The sequence below is a fragment of the Rhodopirellula sp. JB055 genome (assembly GCF_043100905.1).
Lineage (GTDB): Bacteria > Planctomycetota > Planctomycetia > Pirellulales > Pirellulaceae > Rhodopirellula.
Map to the genome: position 1 here is coordinate 26,614 of NZ_JBICHO010000162.1, position 18,263 is coordinate 44,876.

12 protein-coding genes are annotated in these 18,263 nt (G+C 55.1%); 4 read left to right on the forward strand and 8 right to left on the reverse strand.

Going from position 1 to position 18,263, the window contains the following annotated elements:
- Positions 1-29: 29 nt before the first annotated feature.
- From ACF8AM_RS06735 to ACF8AM_RS06750, 4 genes are all read right to left on the reverse strand, one after another.
- The gene (locus ACF8AM_RS06735) at positions 30-3,188 is read right to left on the reverse strand and encodes an efflux RND transporter permease subunit (RefSeq protein ID WP_392554885.1); all 3,159 of its coding nucleotides are present in this window, start codon (positions 3,186-3,188) and stop codon (positions 30-32) included.
- Positions 3,185-4,582 carry an efflux RND transporter periplasmic adaptor subunit gene (locus ACF8AM_RS06740; protein ID WP_392554886.1) on the reverse strand — a complete coding sequence of 466 codons (1,398 nt, stop codon included), beginning with the start codon at positions 4,580-4,582 and terminating at the stop codon, positions 3,185-3,187. The genes ACF8AM_RS06735 and ACF8AM_RS06740 overlap by 4 nt, the downstream gene beginning before the upstream one ends.
- Positions 4,583-4,688: 106 nt before the next feature.
- Positions 4,689-5,162, reverse strand: a complete 474-nt coding sequence (locus ACF8AM_RS06745) for a MarR family winged helix-turn-helix transcriptional regulator (RefSeq protein ID WP_392554887.1) — start codon at positions 5,160-5,162, stop codon at positions 4,689-4,691.
- 200 nt (positions 5,163-5,362) lie between these two features.
- Positions 5,363-5,788, reverse strand: a complete 426-nt coding sequence (locus ACF8AM_RS06750; protein WP_392554888.1) for an RrF2 family transcriptional regulator — start codon at positions 5,786-5,788, stop codon at positions 5,363-5,365.
- Positions 5,789-6,890: 1,102 nt separating this feature from the next.
- Between ACF8AM_RS06750 and ACF8AM_RS06755 the strand changes: the two genes are divergently transcribed.
- Positions 6,891-9,776, forward strand: a complete 2,886-nt coding sequence (locus tag ACF8AM_RS06755) for a multiheme c-type cytochrome (RefSeq protein WP_392554889.1) — start codon at positions 6,891-6,893, stop codon at positions 9,774-9,776.
- Positions 9,776-11,623 (forward strand): CRTAC1 family protein, encoded by a 1,848-nt coding sequence (locus ACF8AM_RS06760; RefSeq protein ID WP_392554897.1) that lies wholly within the window; start codon positions 9,776-9,778, stop codon positions 11,621-11,623. Before ACF8AM_RS06755 ends, ACF8AM_RS06760 begins: the two co-directional genes overlap by 1 nt.
- A gap of 113 nt (positions 11,624-11,736) precedes the next feature.
- Here ACF8AM_RS06760 and ACF8AM_RS06765 read toward each other — a convergent pair whose 3' ends face one another.
- The 3 genes from ACF8AM_RS06765 to ACF8AM_RS06775 are packed head-to-tail and all read right to left on the reverse strand — an operon-like array spanning position 11,737 to position 15,904.
- Positions 11,737-12,873: a response regulator gene (locus ACF8AM_RS06765; RefSeq protein WP_392554890.1), complete on the reverse strand. Its 1,137-nt coding sequence runs from the start codon at positions 12,871-12,873 to the stop codon at positions 11,737-11,739.
- 46 nt (positions 12,874-12,919) lie between these two features.
- Positions 12,920-15,229 carry an ATP-binding protein gene (locus tag ACF8AM_RS06770; protein WP_392554891.1) on the reverse strand — a complete coding sequence of 770 codons (2,310 nt, stop codon included), beginning with the start codon at positions 15,227-15,229 and terminating at the stop codon, positions 12,920-12,922.
- Between the two features lie 18 nt (positions 15,230-15,247).
- Complete coding sequence (locus tag ACF8AM_RS06775; RefSeq protein WP_392554892.1) at positions 15,248-15,904, reverse strand: RedB; 657 nt, start codon at positions 15,902-15,904, stop codon at positions 15,248-15,250.
- 354 nt (positions 15,905-16,258) lie between these two features.
- Between ACF8AM_RS06775 and ACF8AM_RS06780 the strand changes: the two genes are divergently transcribed.
- Positions 16,259-17,443 carry a threonine/serine exporter family protein gene (locus ACF8AM_RS06780; RefSeq protein ID WP_392554893.1) on the forward strand — a complete coding sequence of 395 codons (1,185 nt, stop codon included), beginning with the start codon at positions 16,259-16,261 and terminating at the stop codon, positions 17,441-17,443.
- A 17-nt stretch (positions 17,444-17,460) separates the two neighbouring features.
- Here the strand turns inward: ACF8AM_RS06780 and mntR are convergent, their stop codons facing one another.
- Entirely contained in the window at positions 17,461-17,874 is a 414-nt protein-coding gene (mntR, locus tag ACF8AM_RS06785) for a manganese-binding transcriptional regulator MntR (protein WP_392554894.1), read from the reverse strand.
- Positions 17,875-18,131: 257 nt separating this feature from the next.
- Here mntR and ACF8AM_RS06790 point away from each other — a divergent pair.
- Positions 18,132-18,263: type IV pilin protein (locus tag ACF8AM_RS06790; RefSeq protein WP_392554898.1), on the forward strand; the 132-nt coding region annotated here is incomplete at its 3' end.

Sequence of the window (18,263 nt, forward strand, 5' to 3'; positions counted from 1 at the left end):
GAAAGGTTGGGCTTGGTTGAACCCAGCCATCAAGTGCCTTCAGGAGTTGTCTCCGGTTTCGGGCGTTTGGCGAAACGCCGCAGCAAAACATAGAACACTGGCGTCAGGAACAAACCAAAGATCGTGACTCCCAACATGCCGGCGAACACCGCGGTTCCAAGCACGCGTCGCATCTCGAATCCTGCACCTGTGGCTACCAACAACGGCACCACACCCAGGATGAACGAAAATGCCGTCATCAGAATCGGACGCAACCGCAACCGGCAAGCCGCGATGGCAGCATCAAAGCGATTCTTGCCAGCATCCTCTTCCGCTTTCGCGAATTCGACGATCAAAATCGCGTTCTTGCAAGCCAGGCCAATCAACACGATGAATCCGATCTGCGTCAGAACGTTGTTGTCCATCCCGCGAAACCAAACCCCGGTCAGCGCGAACAGCAAACACAGAGGCACAATCAAGATGATCGCCAGAGGCAGTAACCAGCTTTCATATTGCGCGGCGAGTGCCAAGAACACGAATAGAACCGCCAGTGGGAACAGGAAGACAATCGTGTTGCCCGCCTGTTTTTCCTGGAAGGCGATTTCGGTCCATTCATAACCAAATCCGGGAGGCAGGTTCAGGTCCGCCAATTGTTCCATGGTCGCCAAGGACTGCCCGGTGCTGAAACCTGGGACGGTGGTGCCGTTGAGGTCCGCTGCCGGGAACAGGTTGAAGCGGACCAAACGGTCTGGACCGGCGGTCCTGGTGATGTTAACGACCGAACCGAGTGCTACCGAAGCTCCCCGGTCGCTACGAGTTCGAATCCTGGAAATGTCGGCGGCATCGTCTCGGAACTTCGGCTCCGCTTGCGCGGTGACACGGTAAGTCCGTCCCAGGAAGTTGAAGTCGTTGATGTAGACCGACCCGAGATAGACCTGCAAGGCTTCGAAGACGCGGTTGACGGGGATATCCAGCATTTGCGCCTTCGTCCGGTCCACGTCCGCATAGATCTGCGGCACATTCATTCGCAGGTTCGAAAACACCTGCGTGACTCCGGGTTGCTGGTTCGCTTCAGCCAGCATGGTTTGGGCGACGGCGTTGAGTGAGTCCAGGCCTGCACCGCTGCGGTCTTGGACATACATCTTGAAACCGCCCCCACGACCAATCCCGCGAATCGGGGGTGGTGGGATGATCAAGATTTGAGCCTCGTTGATAGCCGCCACTTCTCGCCGCATGTCCGCGACGATCGCGTTGACCCCACGCCCCCGTTTGGCTCGTTCTTTGGCGTCCTCCAAAGGCAAGAATGTCACCGCGGAGTTGGGTTTGATCGTGAACGTCGCTCCAGAGAGCCCCGCAATTCCAACCGCGTGTTTGACACCATCGATCTCTTTCCCGATCTCTGCCACGCGCCGGACCACACAGTCGGTTCGCGCCAGAGAGGCACCGTCGGGCAAGTTGATGGCAACAATCACATAGCCTTGGTCCTGGTCCGGAATGAATCCGGTAGGCACCATGTTGAAACTGAATCCCGTCAAAACCAACAGGCATGCGTATAGCACCAACGCGATCCCCGTTCTCTTGACCAACTGCCCGATGACAGAAGCGTAGATGTTGCTGGTGGCATCAAACGTTCGATTGAACAAACGAAAGAACCATCCGAACAGAAAGTCGATGAACCGGCCCATCCGATTCTTCGGTGCGTTTTTAGGACGCAGCAACAAGGCACAGAGCGCCGGGCTGAGTGTCAGCGAAACAAACGTGGAAATCGCGGTGGAGATCGAAATGGTCAGAGCAAACTGTTGGTAGAACTGGCCACTGATCCCTGGGACAAATACGGTGGGCACAAACACGGCGATCAACACCAAGGTGGTCGCAATCAACGCGGAGCCAACCTCGTCCATCGCCTTGTGAGTCGCCTCGCGAGCGGTCAGTCCTTCGGCGATCAAGCGTTCGACATTTTCGACCACCACAATTGCATCGTCGACCACGATCCCAATCGCCAGCACCAATCCAAACAGCGACAACGTGTTCAACGTCACGCCAAGGAACTGCATCACGGCAAAGGTGCCGATCAACGAAATGGGAATCGCGATCACGGGGATGATCGTCGGACGCCAGCCGTGCAAAAACAGAAACACGGTCAAAACAACAAAGATCGTTGTGATGAAAAGCGTTTCAAACACTTCGGAAATCGAGTCTTCGACGTAGTCCGTTGGGTTGTAAGCGATTTCGTATCCGAGTCCCTCCGGGAATTCCTCACTCATCTCGCTCATCACCTGCTTGACCTGCGCGGCCGTGTCGACCGCGTTGGTGCCGGGGCGTTGATAGACCAGCACCGCGACGGCGGGCTTGCCATCGAGATAGCTCTGGCGCGAGTAGTCCTGTGCACCCAATTCAATTCGGGCGACATCACGAAGACGCGTGATCCGTCCCTCATCGCCTCGTTTGACAATGATGTCGCCGAACTCGTCTTCGCGAATCAAGCGTCCTTGAGTGGTGACGTTGATTTGGAAGTCACCGGTTTCGTCCGTCGGTGGTTGGCCAATCACACCGGCAGCGACCTGGATGTTTTGGGCTCGAATCGCCTCGACTATCTCGCCCGCGGTCAAATCGACGTGGGTCATCTTTTCGATGTCCAACCAGATTCGCATGGCGTATTCGTTGCCGCCAGCGATGCGGATTTCACCGACTCCATCCAATCGCATCAGGGCATCACGAACTCGCAGAAACGCGTAGTTGCTGATGTAGAGCTGATCGCGACTGTTATCGGGTGAGTTCAGGTGAACCACCATCAACATGTCGGGGATTTGCTTGGTCGTCGTGACACCGATCTGGCGGACTTGCTCGGGCAAGCGAGATTCCGCGATCGCGACTCGGTTCTGCACCAACACTTGGGCGTCATCGAGGTCGGTGCCCAGCTTGAACGTCACGGTCAACTGCATGGTGCCGTCCGAACTGGAGGACGATTCCATGTAGAGCATGTCGTCGACGCCATTCATCTCTTGTTCGATTGGCGTCGCCACGGTGTCGGCGATGACTTCGGGCGTTGCCCCCGGGTAGCTGGCGCGAACCAAAACCGTTGGCGGTGCGACGCTGGGATACTGGGAAACAGGCAGCGTGAAATACACGATCCCGCCGACCAGCACAATCAGGAACGACAGCACCGAGGCAAAGATGGGGCGTTCAATGAAGAAGTGTGGGAACTTCATCGCTTCACCTCCGTCATGCGATCAGCGACTGGTACCGCCGTCGTTGCGGGCGAGATCCATTCTTCTTTAAAAACGGGCTGATACTCGTCTGGCAGCCCGTCTTCGACAACTTCGATGGTCCCGTCGATGGTCTTCACTTCCGCGCCCGGGCGAGCCTGCATCAATCCTTCTGTGACCAACAGTTCCGTGCCGTCCAGGCCTTCGCGGATGACTCGCAAGCCATCGATGATGGGACCGCTCTTGATGGTTCTTCGTTCGATTTTTCCGTCCACGACCACGTACACGTACTGGGACGATTGGTCGGTGCCAATCGCGGAGTCAGGGATCAGCACCGCGTTGTGAGAGGCGCTGCCAGGAATTCGAATGCGAGCGAACATGCCGGGCAGCAACAGTCCGTCTTCGTTGGCGAACACGCTACGGGCACGCATGCTGGCAGTGTCGACATCAAAGCGGTTGTCGACAAAGTCCATGTGGCCTTTGTGCATGAAACCCTCTTCGTCGACCAAGCCGAGATACACGGGGTTCTTTGCCACACGTGAACTTGCCCGTTCGCCGGATTGAGCCAAGCGAGTGTATTTCAGCACGTCTTGTTCGGTGGCATCGAACACACAGTAGATCGGCTGCACCGAAGCGATGGTGGTCAGCAGCGAAGAGGTGGCCGATCCGCCTGCGATCAGGTTGCCTTCGGTCACATATTTCTGGCTGATCCGGCCGGTGATTGGTGCGCGAATGCGAGTGTACTGAAGGTTGAGTTCCGCTGTTTCAACGCCGGCTTTGGCGACTTCAATTTCGGCTTGTGCGGTGGCGATGGCTGCTTCGGCCGAATTCAAGCTCGCTCGGACGCCTTCGATGTCCGCCTTGGCTTTCAAAAACTCAGCCTCGCGGTCGTCCAGTTCGTCTTGGGAAGAAGCATTGCGTTCCACCAATCGCTGGGTCCGCTTGTAACGAACGTCGGCCAAGTTCAATTGAGCTTCGGATTGCAACAGATTGGCACGGGCGACTTCGGTCATCGCCTTGGCTTGGTTCAACTGCGATTCGGCCTGTTGAAGTTTGGCTTGCGAGGCTGCCAGTTCCGCTTCGAAGGGGCGGGGGTCGATGATGAAAAGCAGATCGTTCTTTTCGACGATTTGTCCCTCGTCAAAATGGACCGATTGCAAGTAACCACCCACGCGAGCACGAACTTCCACCAAGTCGACCGCTTCCAGGCGGCCGCTGTAGGCGTCCCATTCAACGATCTTTTTCGAAACGGGCTGCGCCACTGTCACCGTTGGCTGAGGCATCGCAGGTGGCCCGCTCGGCGATTGGTTGCACCCAGCGACAACAAGCAACATTCCACTGACGCCGGCTCCTAAGGCGAGCTTTCCGAGGAAGTTGAGATTGTGAGGAGGAGTCATGTTTGATTGAGGTCCAAGATTGGGAGGGAGGTTCGAGAGGGGGCCGCCTGTGCGCAGTCGAGGCAGAGCGGCAGGTTGGGCGGGGGAGTGAGAAGTTCGAGCGAGGTCAGTCGTCGACGTGCGAGATCGATTCACGAGTTTGATTGAGCAATTGCAAAAGACGGGTTTTGTCCGCCTCGCTGAGTTGCTTCAGGATCCGATCTTCCATCTCCTTCAACGGCTGCATCGTGTCTTCCACCAGTTGTTTGCCCTTCGGCGTGATTGTCACTCGCACCACGCGACGGTCTTCGGTGCAGCGGTTCCGTTCGACCAACTCTTGCGAGCAAAGGTGATCCACGAGCGATGTCACCGCAGGCACAACTTGGATCATCTGTTCGCCAATTTCGCCGCAGGTGAGCGACCGTTCTGCCAACGCCAGACTTCGCAGGATGTTGAACCGTGACAGCGTCAGCCCGTGCTCACGAAAAAGTCGCGAAAAACGGTTGTCGAGCTGGTCACCGATCCGGAGCAAATTCAACAACACTTCTTGATCCAGGCAGCGAAACGGTTTGGGGCGATTCAGTTCTTGTTGCAGATTCATGGCAATTCGCTTGCACGGACTTCGTTTCACTGCTGAATAGATTATTAGTGAAATATATTTTGTCGAGTATTATCCGCCGAGAATTGCGAAGGGAGCCGAAGGCCGCGAAAGAGCCGGATAGCGGGCTCTGATGCTCCGCAGAGGGCGGTGGCGACAGGCTGTCAGGGGAGTAAAAGGCGAGTGGCGTGCCCGCTGTCAGCTCATTTGGTATCGATCTGATCCAATTGGCGGCGTGCAGGGACGACATCCGCCAGTGTAACGCTGTTCAGGTAATCCATCTGGATGCGTTCCGCGTTGGCCAGCACGCCGCTGAGTTTGCAAAACGAGTGAATCGCACAGCTTTGGTCGGTCCCGACACAGGGCAGAAGATGCGTGTCGTTTTCAATTGTTTGGATGACCTGACCAATGGTGACGTCCTCGGGGCGAACTGCCAGTTCGATGCCGCCGCCAACTCCGCGGATGCTCCGTACGTAGCCTTCGCGAGCGAGCAGGTTGACCACTTTGGCGACGTGGTTGACCGAAATGTTGAACAGCGAGGCCACGCCAGCGACGTTGGCACGAGTTTCTCTCGTTGCCAAGTACATCAACGTCCGCAGCGCGTAGTCGGTTTGGGTGGTCAGTTTCATGTCAATCCAATTTTGTCTGCAACCTGCATCCATCGTAACAGGCTTCACTCTTTTTGCGTCTGCCAGATTGAGACTGCCGGGAAGAAAATGGACTCGAAAACGACAAAATGGAACACTCTCGGCGGATCAAAATGGATCGAGAAGCCGCCTGATCATTGGGGCCTCCTTTTGAAACAAACTGTCTGCTTTGGTGCGGAAACTACCCTTGCTTGATTGACTCGGGGGCTGAGCCTGCCTAGGCTCATAGGGGTGTGCGCCTCCGCTCTCGGTCGAGCAATGCTTCTCTTAAGGTGCACAAATCTCAGTTGGATCGACTGAAAAAAAGATGTCGCGTGTTCTCTTTTCATCCGTGGTCGCTGTTCTACTGGCGGGCGTTTTGACGCCGCGTTCAGTCGATGCGAGTTGCGGGGATTGGTTGCAGCACTCCGGCAGCGTTTCTGAGTCAGCCGTTCAACAGCCTTCCATGCGAATCAGAGAGGGCGATTCAGCTCAGCGTGGGCAGCAAAAGTTGGCCTCCGCGGACAATGCCGGGCGACCTCTGTCAGCGCGAGAGCTGGCCGGTTTGAATTTGCCCAGCCATTCGGTTCCAAAGAAGCCTTGTGATGGTCCGTTGTGTGGGCAACTGCCGATTTTCCCGATCCCAGCACCGATGATTCCTTCCGCTGAACGCCCGCATCACGATGCGGTTTGGCAAGCGTGGTCGCAAAGGTTTTGCGGCGGAAGATTCCAGTGTCGAGGATGGGAAGATGATGTTGATCTTCCACGGGGCGTTGCGGTTGAGATCGATCGCCCTCCGCAGGCGGATTTTCCTTTGGCTTGAACGAGTCATTCTTTCGTGTTGGTCTGCCTGCATGTGCGTCGCCTCCGTTCTGGGAGGTGCAGCGTGTCGATGCGGGGCTGATTGTCACAGCGTGTTTCTGCTGTGGTGTCGACGTGTTGGAAAAGAGCTTGTTCCATGCCGCCTGCGCGACTCTTTTGTGTGGGTGAACGAAGGTTTTCGGATGGTGGCGACAGGCTGCTATCCGATCGATGCACCCCCGTCTCGTTTGATGACGCGGGTGCTCACCAAGTTTGCAAACTGACCGTTCATTGGAATCGACTCATGTCATCTGTTGCACAATCCGGTGCGGCTGTGCCGAAGCCTCGCAAGAAGTATGTTCGCGCGGTCGGGCCGCGGCTGAAGAGGCTGCTGTACGTCATTTTTGTTCTTTTCGCGTTGCTGCTGGCGAACTCCGGATACCTGGCGACGTTCACGTTCCTGGAGTGGTTTCAGAATCAGACGTATCAGGATTACTTCTACCAATACATGTTCCTCGCTCATTTGGTGATGGGATTGTTGTTGGTGTTGCCCGTTGTCGTCTTTGGTTTCATCCACATGTGGAACACCAAGGACCGCCGTAACCGACGTGCGGTGCGAATCGGCTATGCCTTGTTTGCGGTTGCCTTGGGCATCCTCGTGACAGGCATTTTGTTGGTTCGGATCGGTGGTTTTGACTTAAAGCAACCGCTCGCTCGGAACACGGTTTACTGGTTGCACGTTGCGTTTCCGCTTTCGGCGATTTGGCTCTATTGGCTGCATCGTTTGGCCGGGCCACGCATCAAATGGCGAATTGGGATGAGCTTTGCCGGCGTCGCGGTGGCATCCATTGCCGTCATGGTGATTTTGCAGATGCAGGATCCTCGACAGTGGAACGCGATCGGCCCCGATTCCGGAACGCAGTACTTCGAGCCTTCGTTGGCGAGGACATCGAGCGGCAACTTTATTCCGTCCGATGCGTTGATGAACGACGAGTACTGTTTGAAGTGCCATGCCGACATTCACAAAGATTGGCAGGACAGCGTTCACCGATTCAGTTCGTTCAACAACGCGCCGTACTTCGCCAGTGTCAGCGACACACGCAAGAAATCACTGGAACGAGATGGTTCGGTTCAAGCGTCGCGTTGGTGTGCGGGATGCCACGATCCCGTGCCATTTTTCTCGGGTGCGTTTGACGATCCGAACTTTGACATGACAAATCACCCGACTGCAAAAGCGGGGATCACTTGCACGGTTTGTCATGCGATCACAAACGTGAACAGTGTACGCGGCAACGCGGATTACACGATCGAAGAACCACTGCACTACCCGTTTGCCAACAGTGACAACGCGGCGCTTCAGTGGATCAACAATCAATTGGTGAAAGCGAAACCGTCGTTCCACAAGAAGACTTTTTTGAAGCCATTTCACAAGACGGCTGAGTTCTGTTCGACTTGTCACAAAGTGCATCTGCCGGCCGCATTGACGGGGTACAAAGAATTCTTGCGGGGCCAGAACCACTACGACCCGTATTTGTTCAGTGGCGTTTCGGGACACGGTGCGAGGAGTTTTTACTACCCACCCAAAGCGGTCGACAATTGCAATGAGTGTCACATGCCGTTGGTGGCATCGGATGACTTTGGTGCAAAGATGTTTGGCGATGCGAAGGAACTGAGTGTGCACGATCACATGTTCCCGTCAGCCAACACTGGAATCGCTTGGTTGCGTGACCGAGACGAAGTGATCGCGGCGCATCAAGAGTATTTGCAGGACGTGATGCGTGTGGACATCTTCGGCATTCGCGAAGGTGGTGAGATTGATGGTGAGTTGACCGCGCCATTGCGTCCCAAAGTGCCAACGCTTCAGCGAGGTGAAAAGTACCTTTTGGAAACGGTGGTCCGAACCATGAAGATGGGGCACCTTTTCTCGCAGGGAACCGTGGATAGCAACGAAATCTGGTTGCAACTCAAAGTGACCAGTGGCGACCGGTTGATCGGTCACAGCGGATTGATCGATGAAAGCAAACAGAATGAAGTCGATCCTTGGTCGCACTTCATCAACGTGTTCATGCTGGACAAAGACGGGAACCGGATCAATCGACGCAACGCGGAAGACATCTTCACGCCACTGTACAACCACCAAATTCCACCTGGCGCTGGCCAGACGGTTCACTACGAATTGAATGTGCCGGACGATGTCACAGAACCGATTCGCGTGGAGTTGAAGTTGCTGTATCGGAAGTTTGATTCGGAGTACATGGACTTCGTGGCCCGAGTCAACGAGGAACACGGGATTCAAATTCGGGGGCACATTCCCGGTCAGCAATACGAGAACGAAATGCCCATCACCACGATGGCGGTTGATACCGTCGTGTTCCCTGTTGCAGGTGTGAGCGACGACGTTGAGAACCCATCGCGGGACATCCCGACCTGGCAACGTTGGAATGACTATGGCATCGGTTTGCTGTTGAAAGGCAAGGCGGAACTTCGCCAGGCCGAGGATGCGTTTCGTGAAGTGGAAAAACTGGATCGATACGACGGGCCGCTGAACTTGGCTCGTGTTTTGAACACGGAAGGCCGTTTGGATGAAGCGGTCGAGGCCTTGCAGCGCGCCGACGCGTATCGCGAAACGGAAGGGTTTCCGCGTTGGACGTGGGCGTGGTTGTCAGGCGTTATCAATTCGCAACAGGGGCGCTTGGAAGAGGCCGAGCAGAACTTGCGAAGCGTGTTGGAAGACAGCACGGAAGACATGCAACGCCGCGGTTTTGATTTCAGCTTGGATATCGAGGTGATCAATCAACTCGGGCGAACGCTGTTCGACCTGGGGAATATTCGCGAACGCCAACGCCGACCAGAAGAGAGTCTGGCGTACTTGGAGGACTCGGTTAGCCAGTACCAAAAGACGTTGCAGATCGATCCTGAGAACGTGTCGGCGCATCACAATTTGCAGTTGCTCTATGAACGCTTGGGCGATCAGGAGTCGGCAGAGAAACATCGGAAACTGCACCAGATTTACAAACCGGACGACAATGCCCAAGGGCGTGCGATTCGTTTGGCTCGAGAAAAGTATCCCGCTGCGAATCATGCGGCCGAAGCCGTGGTGAAGTACTCATTGCATCGCGAATTGCCGGTCGCATCCTTCACAGAAGACACCGCCGCAGTCGCCAGCCCTGCCCCCGAAGGAGAAGAATGATGTCGAGTGACCCACATTCAAGCGAAGTGGATGAAGAGGAATTGCGTGACGAAGCTGATATTGGTCGCGCGATGCGAGCGTCGTTGCTCGCGTTAGTGGCAATCGTGTTGGTGGGCGGTGTCGCGGCATACGTTCTGACTCGTCCCGAGCAGGCGCCGCCGGTGCGTGAGTCAGAGTTGGCACAGGTTGCCATTCGAGAGCAACCCGAGGTGGTGCTTCCCAAAACCCCGTTCACGGATATCACACAAGAAGCGGGAATTTCATTCGTCCACAACAATGGTGCGACGGGCGACAAACTGCTGCCCGAAACGATGGGCGGCGGGAGTGCGTTCTTTGACTTCGATGGCGATGGGGATCAGGATCTGCTGTTGATCAACTCGAAGGATTGGCCTTGGGACGAACCAAGTGGTCGGGGCAACACGTCGGTCCTGTACCGAAACGAAGGAGGCACCTTCGTTGATGTGTCGAAAGGATCTGGATTGGATGTCGAGATGTATGGAATGGGCGTCGCGGTCGGAGACTATGACCAAGACGGATTGGTGGATGTTTTCATCTCCGCCGTTGGCAAGAATCGTTTGTTTCGGAATCTCGGCGAGGGGAAATTTGAGGACGTGACCGAATCTGCCGGTGTGAGCGGCGCGGAAGATCGCTGGAGCACCAGTTCGGGCTGGTTTGACTATGACAACGACGGCGATCTGGATCTGTTCGTTTGCAACTATGTCGTTTGGAGTCGCGAATACGATGAGTCGCAGGGGTTTCAGCTCGTCGGCGGCGGTCGGGCCTATGGGCGACCGCAAAACTTCGAAGGCACCTTCTCGTACTTGTATCGCAACGAGGGCGAAGGGCAATTCACCGATGTATCCGAAGAGTCTGGCATTCAGATCCGAAACGTGTCGACCAATGTGCCGCAGTCAAAGTCGCTGGGGTTGGCACTATGTGATTTTGATCAAGACGGTCACATGGACGTGGTGGTGGCCAACGACACGGTTCAGAATTGCTTGCTGCGGAACAATGGGGAAGGGAAATTCACCGAGATGGGAGCCATTTGTGGGATCGCGTTTGATTCCAGTGGCAACGCTCGTGGGGCCATGGGGATCGATGTGACCTCCTTTCGAGAGCGTTCCAGCATGGCGGTTGCGATTGGGAACTTTTCCAACGAGATGACGGCATTGTACGTGACCAAAGCCGGGCGGATGCAGTTTTACGATGAAGCGGTTTCAACCGGACTCGGCCCGAGCACGCGATTGCTGCTGACGTTTGGTTTGACGTATGTCGACTATGACTTGGACGGCCGATTGGATTTGTTCTGTGCAAATGGGCACTTGGAAGAGGACATCAATCGAGTGCAACCCAGCCAGCATTATGAGCAGCCGCCGCAAATGTTTTGGAATGCTGGTCCGGAGTTTGAGACGGAGTTTGTTCCCGTGGGGGCGGAGCAATTGGGCGACGATTTTGTTGTGCCTATGGTGGGCCGCGGGGCGTCTTATGCCGACATCGATTCGGATGGAGATTTGGATCTGTTGATCACATCGGTGGGGCGAGCGCCGCGATTGCTACGCAACGATCAACAAACCGGGCACCATTGGTTGCGTTTGAAATTGGTGGGCGACGGTGTGAAGTGCAACCGAGATGCGATTGGGGCTTGGGTGGATGTCACCGTGGGCGGTGAGGTGTTGACCAAGCAAGTGATGCCCACGAGGAGTTATCTCTCACAGGTGGAGTTACCGCTGACGTTTGGACTGGGGCAGCACGAAGAAGTTCAAAACGTGACGGTTCGGTGGCCGGATGGTGAGACGGTCGAGCTGGGGCCAATGGAGATCGATCGGACGTTGGAAATCACTAGATGAAGGTGAATTTCAGTGGTGGGTGACGCTTTCGTTTTCGGATGGGAGCGACGCATTTGGTTCACGACGGGGCAGCCGTCGGGAGTTTTGGCGTGGAAGAAACAAGAACGCGAGAATCATGTCGCGGCAAGCTCTGGTGATTGCTTGGATGGAATTTCGACCGCGACGGTTTCCAGCCCGATCAGATTGCGAAGTCGCGTTACCATTGGCGGCGAAAGCTTGCGGCCAGAAGCAATCAGTAGCAGGCCATTTGGCATGCGAACGTCTTCGGCGACCATCATGCCGGTTAAAAGTTCTGACGTAGGGATGCTTTCGATCGTCGATTTGGGTTGAGCATCCGTCGCTTGACGAACATGCTCGCTGAAATTTTGGTCGAGATCGGGGAAGCGATCTTCGATTTCGGACAGTGCGATATCGGCAGTTTCGCCACGGCGTTTCAGCATGCTTTGGTAATAGCTGAGCAGAATCGATTGGGCGATCTTGTCGTCAGCGGTGGTGCACTGCTCGGTCGTGATGTCGGCGCTTCCCATTCGGTCGAGCAATTCAGAGATTGGTTCCAGTCGCGGGATTTGCTTAATCAATTGGCTGGAAATGGAAAAGACTTCTTTGACAATCTTGCGATGATCGTCCGATGTGATGGAAGCCTTTGCCAGCGTTTCTCGTTGGTCGGTGTTCAGCAGTGGAATGCCCGCGACCATCAAACGAGAGGTCAATGGCACTCGCCAGTCGGAATCCTCGCCAGAATCGGCGAGCATCTCTTTGGCAGATTGGAGGATGTCGTCGGTGTCGACCAAGGGGTCGTCCACGTATTCGATGATCTCCACCAGAACGCTGATTGCACCGGAGAAGGTCTTCTTGAGCAGTTCTTCTTTGCTGGTGATCAAGTCGTGTTGTTTGATCCCGGCATTGATGGCGGCTTTGATGTCGCTCATCTGGCAAGGCTTGTTCAGAAAACGGAATACTTGCCCGTCGTTGACTGCCTCCATTGCCGTGGTGAGGTCTTGGTTTCCAGTGAGCATGATGTACACGCTGTTTGGCGAGATTTCACGTGCCTTTTGGATGACTTCAATGCCTTCCATGCCTGGCATCCGCATGTCGACCATGATCACGGAGAATGGTTCTGAGCTTCGGATGCACGCCAGTGCCTCGGGGCCGGATTCGCAAGTCGAGACCTCGAAGTCAAACGACAGATTGCGTTTGAGTGTGTTCAACAGGCTGTAGTCGTCATCGACGAGTAAGATGCGATTATTCATAAGAGGATTTGCCCTTTGAATCGGGAAGAAAGAGAGGTCAAGGAACTTAAAGAAGAGCTGGGACGCAACACGTGTCCGGTCGTTCTGCGTCGGAGTTGTCAGCGAGTGACTGGCTGGAGTCCATCGGCAGGCTCACTATAAAACTGCTTCCGACGTTTGGTTCGGACTCCACACGAACGGTGCCGTTGTGTTTTGTTGTGACAATGTTGTAAGTGAGTGAGAGTCCCATTCCGGTTCCCTTGCCAACATCTTTGGTCGTGAAGAACTGGTTGAAGACTTTGGTTCGTATGTCGGCTGACATGCCGGTTCCGTTGTCGGTGACTCGGAATTCCACTTGGTTGTCTTTTCGTGCGGAAGTGACCAAGATCTTGCCTTCGAGTTCCGGTTCGTTGGCCTTGCGTTCTGCGATGGCATCCGCGGCGTTGACGATCAGGTTGATGAAGACTTGGCTGAGTTCCGCTCCAAAGGCTGGGATTTGCGGAAGGTCCGATGCCAGATCCAGTTCCAATTCAGCAACGTATTTGTATCGGTTGCGACTGATGATTGCGGCTTGCTGAATGAGCGTGTTCACGTCGGTGTCGTTCATCTCTTGCCGACCGGGATGCGACATGGCTTTCATGGCTCGGACGATTTCGATCACACGCATCACTGCTTGCGATGCTTCTTCGACGGCATCGGGGGTTTGTTCACGCAGCACGTCATAGCGATGCTGTTTGGTCAACGTTTCCAATTGCGATGGAACGTCGATCGTGTTCAACGAAGGGTTCTTGAGCAGTTCAAACAGTCCGTCGGTGAACTGGAAGAGTCGCTCGTAACTCATTGTGAGGAATTCAACATTTCCGCTGACACATTGCATGGGCGTGTTGATTTCGTGCGCGATCCCCGCGGCGAGTTGGCCCATGGACTCCAGTTTTTGCGCTTGAGCCAACTGGCGTTCCATGGCTTGCGTGTCGCTCAAATCCGTCGCGAAGGCGACATACACGGGCCTGGCTTCGAAGGTCGATCGGTGGATGTCAACGTGGACAGGGAACTCCGTTCCGTCTTTTCTTACGTGAACAGCGTTGAAGGCACACCGTTCGCTGGGATCCGCCATGGCAATCATGATCCGCTGCCGCAGATCATGATTCGAAATGCCCCGCAGGAAGTCTTGAGGAGAGCAGTGAGTGAGATCTTCTTGTTCGAGGCCAATGCTGCGTAGGAATCCGCGGTTGGCTTCTACCAAACGCAAGGTTTCGGCATCGAAGATATAGAGCTCATTGGGCGACTCTTGAATCAGATTGGCGAGTGATTTCCCGCGAGACTCGGCGTGCTTCAGATCAGTGATATCAAGGAAACTTCCGAGTGTTCCAAAACAATTGTGTTCGTGGTCATGAAGCGACGTGGCGCCCGCCAGCACGACCCGACTTTCCCCGGCATAGTTGTGCAGGGTTTCTTCGATGTTGACCAGTTCCACATTCTCATCGGGAGAATCGCAGAAGCTGGACAATCGATTGTGGGTTTGATCGTTCGACGGAATGATGTCGGTCATTCGTTTGCCAATGATCTCATTGGGCGACTTCAAACCGAAGAAGTCGCTGAACATTTCGTTGCATCCCAGGAAATAGCCCTCGTTGTCACGCCAGAAGACGGCGGCGGGGATGCGTTGCAGGATGGTGTCCTGGATGCGGCGTTGTTGTTCGATCTCAGAGGTTCGGCTGCGAACCCGTTCTTCTAGTAAATCACGTTGTTGGGTGAGAGAGGACTGCACCTTGGCCAGTTGCCACAGCGAACGTCTGTTCTGACGGACACCCAGGATCAGAAACGCGGTTTCAAAGGCAACCCAACCAGTGTGTTCAAGAGCTCGGAGTGGCGATGGCGAAAGGATGCCAAACACGGACTCGGGCCAGAAAAAACTGCGGATCAAGTGGTCCAAACTGATCGTAGAAACCGCGGGGAGGAAAACCCAAGGGTCTTTGTAAAACGCCAGAAAGGCGAGTGAACCAAAGATATGAAAGTGAGACTCGATTCGGCCGCCCATCATGTGGATCAACAACGCCGAAAACTGCATTTGAGCGATGGCCATGATCATCCGAGTCATTCGTTGACCAGGAAAATACAGAGCCAGGAACATCGGGAAGACAGTCAGCAGTCCACCGCCAGCGATGGCAGTCCAGACGTGCATGTGGATCAGACGTTGGGAACCGATCCAGGTGTACGGCGAAATCCAAATGGCGCATCCCGTGACAAAGGCCCACTGCAACGCGAGAACCACCGCGAGAGCACGGTCCGCGTTGATTTGGCGTGATTGCAAATACTCCTCAAAGAGGACTTGCGCACTCTTTACAGGAGTGTTCGTTTCGAGTTCATGTGTTGACATGACAATCTGGTGTGGAGATTACAGCCGACAACCGAAAACCGGCGTTGATGTGATGGGAGGAGACTTTCCCTGAAGCAACATGGAAATCGCTCGTACGCCCAGGTTGTCGCCTTCGTGGTTGCGGGAAACGGTGATTCCGCCGTGGAAACAAGGGATCCCTTGGGAATCGAAGACCACCACCGCACCGGACGTTTGCATGCCCAGTGCCAACGCCGTTTTCCCTGTTTCATCGGGTTCAATGGACGCTTGAGGGATCTCAGAGAGACGGGGAGTGATGCCGTCTTCGATCCAGGCTGCATCGGTGTCAGCGGGATGGTAGACCAGGAAGCGGCATTTCAGTTGGTCGCCAAATTGATCGAGCAGATGTTGCAGTTCGTTGACGGACGCCACGGTGCAGGGACATTTGGGATGAACCGCCATCATCAATTCCCAACCAGAGGAGGTGTTGATTTCGGACACGCCGTCCACTTGTTTGGTGAAGGCGGTCTCTGGGGGCGGATCAGAAGGACCCGCCGTGTTGCCATAAGAAATCAACGCGAAGAACAAAGCTGCCAGGATGAATCCCCACAGGATTGCGACCCGATAAAGGAAAGGCGGAATTGTTCTGGTCGTTGGATGGACCTTCTGCAGGTCCATACGCTGGATCTGACCAGAGTGTGGTTCTTGAGTTAACATGTCACGTGCCCCGCGAACAATGCTGGAATAGTAGTGTAAAACGCCTCTGTGCCATGAGGCTGTCAAACGCTACATCGGAATCACGTGACAGACGTGCAGAATGAGAGTTCGCTGTTGAGAAATACGCCGCCTCGACTGGGGGAGCAATGACCTTGGCGGTTAAAGGGGATTTGCGGCCGTTGCGGGTTGGAAGGGGGAAGGTCAGGCTCACTCGTATGCTCGACGCTGTTCAGGCGTTGGACGGCCTGTTTTAATGCCCTGCGAAAAACAGCCTCGTTTCGGTGGGGTGCTTCTTGGTCATCCGTCCATTGCAGGTCCAAAGCGTTGTCACGAGTTTCCTCTGTCGAACTCATTATGGAACTGGCGAGAAGCTTGCATGCCTGCGGATCCCCAGCGTACGAGTTGGACTGGGAGATGGAGCAGGTGGCGGCTTCCCTGGGGCACGAAGCAAGCTTTTTTTCGACGCCCACAGCGCTGTTTGTGACCTTCGGTGGCAGCGAGACTCGGTTGCTTCGTGTCTATCCAAGTGACACGGACTTGGGGCGCTACGCTGCGCTGTTTGAATTGCAGCGTGCAATCCAGGACGAGCAGGTGGGGGTTGCTGAAGCCTGGGATCGATTGGCACTCATCAACGAAATGGGAGACGGGTACGGACCTGCTATTCAGATCGCTGCGCAGGGCGGCGTTGCGGCTTGCATCAGTGTTTTGGTGGGAGGCGATGGAACCGTTGTGCTGGCCGCGGGCGTGATTGGATTGATCGTGGGGATCGTGGTGGCATGGATGAATCACCAGCGTCATCAAGCCCACTTGATCAATCTGGTCGCGGGGTTTGTGGCCAGTTCCATCGCTTGTGGTGTTCAAGCGTTTGTCGGACCGGGGAATTTTGAGGTGGCTTCTTTGTCCGCGTTGATTTTGCTGGTTCCAGGATTGCATCTGACGATCAGCATCAACGAACTGGCGACACAGAATTGGGCTTCCGGTTCAGCACGTTTTGCTGGGGCAATGACGACGCTGTTGACGATCGTATTTGGTGTGTCGATGGGGTACGGTTTGGTGCAGGCGTTTCGTCCGGTCCCACCCTCGTTGCCTTTGCATTCGCCTGACATCTTCGCATCGGCATTGGTGTTGGTGCCCATCGGATTGTGCGTCGCTGTAACGTTTCGAACTCGCTATCGCGATATCCCTTGGTTGCTCGCATCGACCTTGGTCGGTTACGGCGCGCTACGTTTGGCGGGGACCACGTTCGGGCCTTTCGCTTCGGTTGGCATTGCATCGTTCGTTGCTGGTGTGACCAGCCACTTTGCGTCCAATCGTTTGGGGATCCCAACGGCGGTGATGTTGTTGCCGGCGTTGCTTCTTCTGGTTCCTGGCAGTTTAGGCTTCTCGGGGTTGTCGCAGATCATGGTGCAAGAAGACCTGCCCCGCGGCATTCGACTGACCGTCACGATGATGCTGACCGCGGTTTCCATCGTCGCCGGATTGTTGCTCACCGACGTGGTGGTTTCGCCGTCGGACAAGCCATCGCCAGAAGAAGACTGAGCGGGTGCGAGGCGTGCTTATTCTGCCGCGGGAAGTCCTTCCCTCAGGATGCGTTTCATCGCTTGAAGTGTTTCGTCACTGACGTGGTGTTCCATTCCTTCGCTGTCGACTGCTGCGGTGGTTTCACTGACACCGAGTCGCAGAAGAAACGATTGCACGATCTCGTGCCGGTTGCGGGCCTTGGTGGCCATTCGCTTTCCCCGCGGGGTCAGCGAGATGGGTTGATAGGGTTCCGTCGTCACCAACCCATCGCGTTGCAGACGGCTGATGGTGTTGTTCACCGTTGCATGCGTGACATCAAAGTGACGCACCAGATCAACTGCTCGGCAAATTCCATTGTTTGAAACGGCCTCTGCGATGGCTTCGACATAATCTTCCGCCACTTCGCTGGCGTGATCGGATCGTGTGCGTTGATGTGATTGGGATGGCAAATTGGGCCCTTTCAAACCGTCTGATTGTGAAAAACAAGGGAAGAAACATTCTAACAACGGAAACCGATCAAGAAACCCACTTGTTCCATTCAGGGTCAGGATGTAGCCTGTCCTAAACAAGTTAGCACTTGCTAACAAGAGGATTGTGGACGGGGCGGATCATCGATGCAGTCATGCTGGATGGTTGGTCATGCACCCTCTGTCTTTTTTTGTCTTGAAACTTAGTGGCGGCTAAGTTGTTGCGTTGGAGAGTTTTGATGGGACGAGTTGAATCGCAGTGGGGGTCGATGGAAGCTGGCGAGCGTGGCAGCGAGCGACGAATTGGAAAGGGGTTCACCTTGGTGGAGCTGTTGGTCGTGATTGCGATCATTGGCGTGCTGGTGGGTTTG

Bases quoted from the DNA above. Each gene is read 5' to 3' on its own strand.
- ACF8AM_RS06775 (WP_392554892.1), bottom strand. From the start codon at position 15,904: ATGTTAACTCAAGAACCACACTCTGGTCAGATCCAGCGTATGGACCTG.
- ACF8AM_RS06770 (WP_392554891.1), bottom strand. From the start codon at position 15,229: ATGTCAACACATGAACTCGAAACGAACACTCCTGTAAAGAGTGCGCAA.
- ACF8AM_RS06760 (WP_392554897.1), top strand. From the start codon at position 9,776: ATGTCGAGTGACCCACATTCAAGCGAAGTGGATGAAGAGGAATTGCGT.
- ACF8AM_RS06735 (WP_392554885.1), bottom strand. From the start codon at position 3,188: ATGAAGTTCCCACACTTCTTCATTGAACGCCCCATCTTTGCCTCGGTG.
- ACF8AM_RS06745 (WP_392554887.1), bottom strand. From the start codon at position 5,162: ATGAATCTGCAACAAGAACTGAATCGCCCCAAACCGTTTCGCTGCCTG.
- ACF8AM_RS06765 (WP_392554890.1), bottom strand. From the start codon at position 12,873: ATGAATAATCGCATCTTACTCGTCGATGACGACTACAGCCTGTTGAAC.
- ACF8AM_RS06780 (WP_392554893.1), top strand. From the start codon at position 16,259: ATGGAACTGGCGAGAAGCTTGCATGCCTGCGGATCCCCAGCGTACGAG.
- ACF8AM_RS06750 (WP_392554888.1), bottom strand. From the start codon at position 5,788: ATGAAACTGACCACCCAAACCGACTACGCGCTGCGGACGTTGATGTAC.
- ACF8AM_RS06755 (WP_392554889.1), top strand. From the start codon at position 6,891: ATGTCATCTGTTGCACAATCCGGTGCGGCTGTGCCGAAGCCTCGCAAG.
- ACF8AM_RS06740 (WP_392554886.1), bottom strand. From the start codon at position 4,582: ATGACTCCTCCTCACAATCTCAACTTCCTCGGAAAGCTCGCCTTAGGA.